Source organism: Rhodocyclus purpureus (assembly GCF_016653115.1).
GTDB classification, from domain to species: Bacteria; Pseudomonadota; Gammaproteobacteria; order Burkholderiales; family Rhodocyclaceae; genus Rhodocyclus; species Rhodocyclus purpureus.
Map to the genome: position 1 here is coordinate 25,876 of NZ_NHRX01000022.1, position 6,756 is coordinate 32,631.

The 6,756-nt window shown below is 65.5% G+C and carries 7 protein-coding genes; 4 read left to right on the forward strand and 3 right to left on the reverse strand.

The window, feature by feature from the left end; translation table 11 throughout:
* Positions 1-46 precede the first annotated feature (46 nt).
* Positions 47-886 (reverse strand): cytochrome C assembly family protein, encoded by an 840-nt coding sequence (locus CCR84_RS04750; RefSeq protein ID WP_201210153.1) that lies wholly within the window; start codon positions 884-886, stop codon positions 47-49.
* A 30-nt stretch (positions 887-916) separates the two neighbouring features.
* On the opposite strand from CCR84_RS04750, the gene ffh reads away from it, so the two are divergent.
* On the forward strand, positions 917-2,272 hold the full coding sequence (gene ffh, locus CCR84_RS04755; RefSeq protein WP_201210154.1) for a signal recognition particle protein: 1,356 nt from the start codon (positions 917-919) through the stop codon (positions 2,270-2,272).
* A gap of 122 nt (positions 2,273-2,394) precedes the next feature.
* Here the strand turns inward: ffh and CCR84_RS04760 are convergent, their stop codons facing one another.
* On the reverse strand, positions 2,395-2,727 hold the full coding sequence (locus CCR84_RS04760; protein WP_201210156.1) for a hypothetical protein: 333 nt from the start codon (positions 2,725-2,727) through the stop codon (positions 2,395-2,397).
* Between the two features lie 320 nt (positions 2,728-3,047).
* On the opposite strand from CCR84_RS04760, the gene CCR84_RS04765 reads away from it, so the two are divergent.
* The 3 genes from CCR84_RS04765 to trpC are packed head-to-tail and all read left to right on the forward strand — an operon-like array spanning position 3,048 to position 5,451.
* Entirely contained in the window at positions 3,048-3,620 is a 573-nt protein-coding gene (locus tag CCR84_RS04765; RefSeq protein WP_201210158.1) for an aminodeoxychorismate/anthranilate synthase component II, read from the forward strand.
* On the forward strand, positions 3,617-4,639 hold the full coding sequence (gene trpD, locus CCR84_RS04770; RefSeq protein WP_201210160.1) for an anthranilate phosphoribosyltransferase: 1,023 nt from the start codon (positions 3,617-3,619) through the stop codon (positions 4,637-4,639). Before CCR84_RS04765 ends, trpD begins: the two co-directional genes overlap by 4 nt.
* Positions 4,636-5,451: an indole-3-glycerol phosphate synthase TrpC gene (trpC, locus tag CCR84_RS04775; RefSeq protein WP_201210162.1), complete on the forward strand. Its 816-nt coding sequence runs from the start codon at positions 4,636-4,638 to the stop codon at positions 5,449-5,451. The genes trpD and trpC overlap by 4 nt, the downstream gene beginning before the upstream one ends.
* Positions 5,452-6,451: 1,000 nt before the next feature.
* Here trpC and CCR84_RS04780 read toward each other — a convergent pair.
* Positions 6,452-6,756, reverse strand: a 305-nt coding sequence (locus tag CCR84_RS04780; RefSeq protein ID WP_420825380.1) for a hypothetical protein, incomplete at its 5' end; no start/stop codon positions are given.

A 6,756-nucleotide genomic window follows, 5' to 3' on the forward strand; every position in this document is an offset into this window, starting at 1 on the left:
ATGAAGGCGCAGGGCCGGCTGCGCCGGGCGGGCCGCCGGCCGATGATCAGGCCCTGCCGAGCAGCACGTCGGCGACGAAGCGGCTGCCGATGTAGGTGAGCAGCAGCATCGCGAAGCCGACCATCGTCCAGCGCAGGGTGAGGCGGCCGCGCCAGCCGAAGAAGTGGCGGCCGACCAGCAGCGTCGCGAAGATGGCCCAGGCGGCGAAGCCGAACACCGTCTTGTGGTCGACGCTGAAAGGCACGCCGAAGATTTCCTCGGAGAAGAAGACGCCGCTGCCGAGCGCGAAGCTGAGCAGCAGGAAGCCGATGCCGATCATGTGGAAGAGGATCGCTTCCATGGTCAGGATCGGCGGCAGGCTTGACAGGCCGCGCGTCATCGCGCGCTGGTGCAGCTTGCGCTCGGCGAAACCGATGAACAGCCCGTGCAGCGCCGACAGCGTGAACAGGCTGTAGGCGAGCATCGCTGCCATGAAGTGCAGGCGGAAGCCGAAGGACTGCGCGTAGCTGACTTCGCGCGCCTCGGGGAAGGCCAGCGGCAGGAAGGCGCAGACCGAGGCCAGCGGCATCACCATCGGCTGCAGTCCGTCCATGCGTGCGTGGAAGCTTTCCAGCAGGTGGATCAGCACCGCGAGCCAGAGCATCAGCGACAGCGCCAGGCTGAACGAGAAGCGCATGCCATCGCCGCCGAAGAGGTCGAGGTAGAGACCACTGCCATGCACCAGCAGCGCGAGGCCGATTGCCCCGCGTTCCCAGGGCTGCATCGGCAGCGAGATCAGCGGCTTGTCGGTCTCGCGCCAGCGAGTGTTCCAGAAGTGGTAGGCGAGCGCTGCATAGAGGAGCGCCGCGACGATCGGGTAAAGAGTTTGCAGTAGAATGTCGCTCATCCCGCAAGTTTAACCCAAGCTGGTAGCCAAATGCTCGACAACCTCTCTCAGCGCCTGAGCCGCGTCGTCAAGTCGCTGCGCGGTCAGGCACGACTGACCGAAGACAACATCGCCGATGCTCTGCGCGAGGTGCGCATGGCGCTGCTCGAAGCCGACGTGGCCTTGCCGGTGGTCAAGGACTTCATCGCTGCCGTGCGCGAGAAGGCGATCGGCGAGGAGGTGATCGGTTCGCTCTCTCCCGGGCAGGCACTGATCGGGGTCGTGCATCGCGAGCTGACGCGGCTGATGGGCGAGGCCAACGAAGGACTCAACCTCGCCGCGCAGCCGCCGGCGATCGTGCTCATGGCCGGCCTGCAGGGCGCCGGCAAGACGACCACCGTCGGCAAGCTCGCCAAGCTCCTGCGCGAGACGCAGAAGAAGAAGGTGCTGGTCGTCTCCTGCGACGTCTATCGTCCCGCCGCCATCGCCCAGCTGAAGACCGTCGCCGGCCAGGCCGGGGTCGATTTCTTCCCGTCGGCGCCGACCGACCAGCCGCTCGACATCGCGCGCGCGGCGCTCGACTGGGCCAAGCGCCACTACCACGACGTCCTCCTCGTCGACACCGCCGGCCGGCTGGCGATCGACGAGGCGATGATGCGCGAGATCGCCGAACTGCATTCCGCGCTGAAACCGATCGAGACCCTGTTCGTGGTCGACGCGATGCTTGGCCAGGACGCGGTCAACACCGCGCGTGCGTTCAACGAGGCGCTGCCGCTGACCGGCGTCATCCTCACCAAGCTCGACGGCGACTCGCGCGGCGGTGCCGCCTTGTCGGTGCGCCACGTCACCGGTCGGCCGATCAAGTACGCCGGTATCGGCGAGAAGCTCACTGGAATCGAGCCCTTCCACCCCGAGCGGATGGCCTCGCGCATCCTCGGCATGGGCGACGTGCTGTCGCTGATCGAGGAGGCGCAGAAGGGCGTCGACCAGGAAAAGGCGGTCGAACTCGCCAAGAAGCTGAAGTCGGGCAAGGACTTCGACCTCGAGGACTTCCGCGAGCAGATCGTGCAGATGAAGAAGATGGGTGGCCTGACGGCGATGATGGACAAGCTGCCGGCGCAGTTCGCCAAGGCCGCGGCGCAGATGCCGTCGGGTGCGCCCGACAAGTCGATCGCGCGCATCGAGGGCATCATCAACTCGATGACGCCGGCCGAGCGCGCCAAGCCCGAACTGATCAAGGCCTCGCGCAAGCGCCGCATCGCCACCGGCGCAGGCGTCCAGGTGCAGGAGGTCAACCGCCTGCTCAACCAGTTCGAGCAGACGCGCAAGATGATGAAGCAGTTCTCGCGCGGCGGCATCGGCAAGATGATGCGCAAGATGAAGGGCATGATTCCTGGGATGCCCTGAAATCGGCAGGCGGCTCACGCCGCCTGCGGGTCCGCGTCGCCAACGTTGCCGGCTGATGACGCCAGCCGCCGCGGGCCGGCGAAGCGCCGGTCAGGCGCTTGCGTGGCCCGGGGAACGCTTCGTCACTTCCTGACGCAGAAGTAACCACCGCCATCGAAGGGCTTGCCATTGACGTCTTTTGCGTGCGGATGATAGCCGATCGCCTCGAACTTCATCTTCTCGGTGTCGAGACTCCCGCACACCGCCTGTCCCTTTGCGGCAAGAGCGGCAGGCACCGGACCAAATGCGGATGGATTGTCCCAAGCGATGACCTGTTGGCCGTCGGCGTTCTTGGCGGAAACCAGTTGCGGCGGCGTCGCTCCCGGTTCGCTGCCGACGGTCACTGTCGAGCACGCTACCAACAGGCCGCAGGCAGCGATCGAGGGCAGCCACATGTTCAGTGATTTGAGGTGCATGGAAGCTCCTGGAGCAAGGTTGATTGATTTGCCCGGAACTGCGCGATTGCGGCCCGAGCTTGCATCGCGGCGTCAGTGACCTGCGCCTGCATCTGGGAGTGTGCTGGAGAGCATAAATGCATGGGGTGATGCGAGGCAAGTCGCCATTGCGTTGTGCCAGTGTTGCGGCGCGGGGAAGGTTCCGGCGAACGCCGTTATGCGCGACAATATCGGCTTTGCGTGCCGGATCGTTGGCGCCGACTTTTGCCATCGGCAAAGCGGCTGGCCAAGATGACTGTTTGCCCGAATGAGAGCTCACAAGACAAGAGGATAGCCGCTTCATGCTGCTGATGATCGACAACTACGACTCCTTCACCTACAACATCGTCCAGTATTTCGGCGAACTCGGGCAGGAGGTTCAGGTACATCGCAACGATGCGATCAGCCTCGCCGGAATCGCCGCGCTGGCGCCGAAATACCTGGTGATCTCGCCCGGTCCGTGCGCGCCAGCGCAGGCGGGCGTTTCGCTGGCGGCGATCCGCGAGTTCGCCGGCAAGATTCCGATCCTCGGCATCTGCCTCGGCCACCAGGCGATCGGCGAGGCCTTCGGCGGTCGCGTCGTCCATGCCAAGAAGCTGATGCACGGCAAGGTCTCGCCGGTGCAGCACCTGGACGTCGGCGTCTTCCGCGGGCTGCCCAACCCGCTCTCCTGCACGCGCTACCACTCCCTCGCGGTCGAGCGCGAGTCGCTGCCCGACTGCCTCGAAGTCACCGCATGGACCGAAGACGGCGAGATCATGGGCCTGCGCCACCGCACGCTGGCGGTCGAAGGCGTGCAGTTCCACCCCGAGTCGATCCTCTCCGAGTGTGGCCACGAACTGTTGAAGAACTTTCTTGAGGAACACGCAGCATGAAGCCGCAGGACGCCCTGACGCGGGTCATTGAACACCGCGAAATTTTCCACGACGAGATGGTGTCGCTGATGCGACAGATCATGAGCGGCGAGCTATCGCCGGTGCTGATCTCCGCGATAATCATCGGCCTGCGCGTCAAGAAGGAGACGATCGGCGAGATCGCCGCCGCGGCGCAGGTGATGCGTGAGCTGTCGACCAAGGTGAAGGTCGCCGACACGGCGCGTCTCGTGGACACCTGCGGCACCGGTGGCGACGGCGCGCACACCTTCAACATCTCGACGGCGGCGATGTTCGTCGCCGCCGCCGGCGGTGCGCGCATCGCCAAGCACGGCGGGCGTTCGGTGTCCTCCTCGTCGGGCAGCGCCGACGTGCTCGAAGCGCTCGGCGCCAACATCATGCTGCAGGCCGAGCAGGTCGCCGAGTGCCTCGACACGGTCGGCGTCGGCTTCATGTTCGCGCCGAGCCACCACAGCGCGATGAAGTACGCGGCGCCGGTGCGCCGCGAGCTCGGCGTGCGCACGCTGTTCAACATCCTGGGCCCGCTGACCAACCCCGCCGAGGCGCCGAACCAGCTGCTCGGCGTCTTCCACCCGGACCTCGTCGGCATCCTCGTGCGCGTGCTGCAGCGGCTGGGCAGCGAGCGCGCGCTGGTCGTGCATGGCATGGACGGGCTCGACGAGATCTCGATCTCGGGGGCGACGATGATCGGCGAACTCAAGGACGGCAAGGTGTCCGAATACACCGTGCATCCCGAACAGTTCAACCTGCCGGTGCATGACCCGAAGGTGCTGCGCGTTTCCGGCAGCGACGAGTCGAAGGCGGTGCTGCTCGGCGCGCTCGACAATCGGCCGGGACCGGCGCGCGACATCGTTGCGCTCAATGCGGGTGCCAGCCTCTACGTCACCGGCGTCGCACCGACGATCGACGAAGGCGTCAGTCGCGCCTTCGAACTGATTGCCAGCGGTGCCGCGCGCGCCAAGCTCGAAGAATTCATCAAGTACACGCGGCGGTTCGCATGAGCGACATCCTGAAGAAGATCATCGCCGTCAAGCGCGAGGAAGTCGCCGCCGCGCAGGCGGCAAAGCCGCTGGCCGTGCTGCGCGCCGAAGCCGAGGATGCCGCGCGCAATGCGCCGGCACGCGACTTCGTCGGCGCCATCCGCCGCCGCGTCACTGCCGGGCAGCCTGCGGTGATCGCCGAGATCAAGAAGGCGAGCCCGTCGAAGGGCGTCATCCGCGCCGACTTCCGTCCCGCGGAGATTGCCGCCGACTACGAGCGGCACGGCGCCGCCTGCCTGTCGGTGCTCACCGACCGCCAGTTCTTCCAGGGGGCCCCCGAGTACCTGCAGGCGGCGCGCGCCGCCTGTGCCTTGCCGGTGCTGCGCAAGGATTTCCTGATCGACGCCTATCAGGTGTACGAGGCCCGGGCGATGGGCGCCGACGCGATCCTGCTCATCGTCGCCGAACTCGACCTGCCGACCATGCGCGAACTCGAGGCGATTGCGCATGGGCTCGGCATGGGCGTGCTGGTCGAGGTGCACGACGCGGCCGAGCTGGAACTCGCGCTGCAGTTGCAGACGCCGCTGATCGGCATCAACAACCGCAACCTTCGTACCTTCAACGTCGATCTGCAGACGACGCTCGATCTCGCGCCGCGCGTTGTTGCCGAGGGGGCCGAGCGCATCGTCGTCGCCGAGAGCGGGATACTGGCGGTCGAGGACGTCCAGCGCCTGCGCAGCAACGCGGTCAATGCTTTCCTCGTCGGCGAAGCCTTCATGCGCCAGTCGCAGCCGGGAGAGGCGCTCTCGGCGCTGTTTGCCGGAAGCCATTGAGCCCGGCCCTTGAGTCTGCTTGTTCCATTCGCCCTGAACTTGTCGGAGGGCTGAGCAGCAGCCCGTCATCGCGGGGCCGAAGGCAGTGGTGATCCAGTGCGTAGGACTGTTATCCGATCGCCCGAGCCGGCAAGGACGCAGAAATAGAAGAACGCACTGGATTGCCACGGCGCTGCGCGCCTCGCAATGACTTCATTGTTGCCACGGCGCTGGCGCGCTGCGCAATGACGGCAGTGCCAGGAGTGCATGAAGAGGTGCTGAGACCGTAACCGTCATCGCGAGCCCGCAGGGCGTGGCGATCCAGTGCGTAGGACTGTTATCCGATCGTCCGAGCTGGCAGGGACGCGGAAATAGAAGAACGCACTGGATTGCCACGGCGCTGCGCGCCTCGCAATGACTTCATTGTTGCCACGGCGCTGACGCGCCTCGCAATGACGGTAGTGCCAGGAGTGCATGAAGAGGTGCTGAGACCTTAACCGTCATCGCGAGCCCGCAGGGCGTGGCGATCCAGTGCGTAGGACTGTTATCCGATCGCCCGAGCTGGCAGGGACGCAGAAATAGAAGAACGCACTGGATTGCCACGGCGCTGCGCGCCTCGCAATGGCGGCAGTGCCAGGAGTGCATCAAGAGGTGCTGAGACCTTAACCGTCATCGCGAGCCCGCAGGGCGTGGCGATCCAGTGCGTAGGACTGTTATCCGATCGTCCGAGCCGGCAGGGACGCAGAAATAGAAGAACGCACTGGATTGCCACGGCGCTACGCGCCTCGCAATGACTTCATTGTTGCCACGGCGCTGGCGCGCCTCGCAATGACGGCAGTGCCAGGAGTGCATGAAGAGGTGCTGAGACCTTAACCGTCATCGCGAGCCCGCAGGGCGTGGCGATCCAGTGCGTAGGACTGTTATCCGATCGCCCGAGCCGGCAAGGACGCAGAAATAGAAGAACGCACTGGATTGCCACGGCGCTGCGCGCCTCGCAATGACTTCATCCTAAAAACCTCAGTTACCCCACACCGTTTGCATGATTGGGCAGCAAACGGAGTGCTTGGGGTGTCGCGATTGCTGCGAGGGTGCGCTTGAGATGATCGCAACAGCGCAACCAGACCGATGGGGAGGCCAACTGCTCCGCAGCTTCGCTCGCCCAGGTTTGAAGCTGGCTGGAGATGCGCATGAGCACCTGCCGGGCCTTGTCGAAGTAGGCATGCTGGCCGGTGAGCGTGATGGTGGTCTGGCCAGCATGTTCCGTGCGCCGACCGACCGAGGACATCAACCAAGGCCGGCTGGTGATGGCTTCGAGACGCGCCTCGG

Coding starts and splice junctions, on each gene's coding strand:
- CCR84_RS04750 (WP_201210153.1), bottom strand. CDS start 886: ATGAGCGACATTCTACTGCAAACTCTTTACCCGATCGTCGCGGCGCTC.
- ffh (WP_201210154.1), top strand. CDS start 917: ATGCTCGACAACCTCTCTCAGCGCCTGAGCCGCGTCGTCAAGTCGCTG.
- CCR84_RS04760 (WP_201210156.1), bottom strand. CDS start 2,727: ATGCACCTCAAATCACTGAACATGTGGCTGCCCTCGATCGCTGCCTGC.
- CCR84_RS04765 (WP_201210158.1), top strand. CDS start 3,048: ATGCTGCTGATGATCGACAACTACGACTCCTTCACCTACAACATCGTC.
- trpD (WP_201210160.1), top strand. CDS start 3,617: ATGAAGCCGCAGGACGCCCTGACGCGGGTCATTGAACACCGCGAAATT.
- trpC (WP_201210162.1), top strand. CDS start 4,636: ATGAGCGACATCCTGAAGAAGATCATCGCCGTCAAGCGCGAGGAAGTC.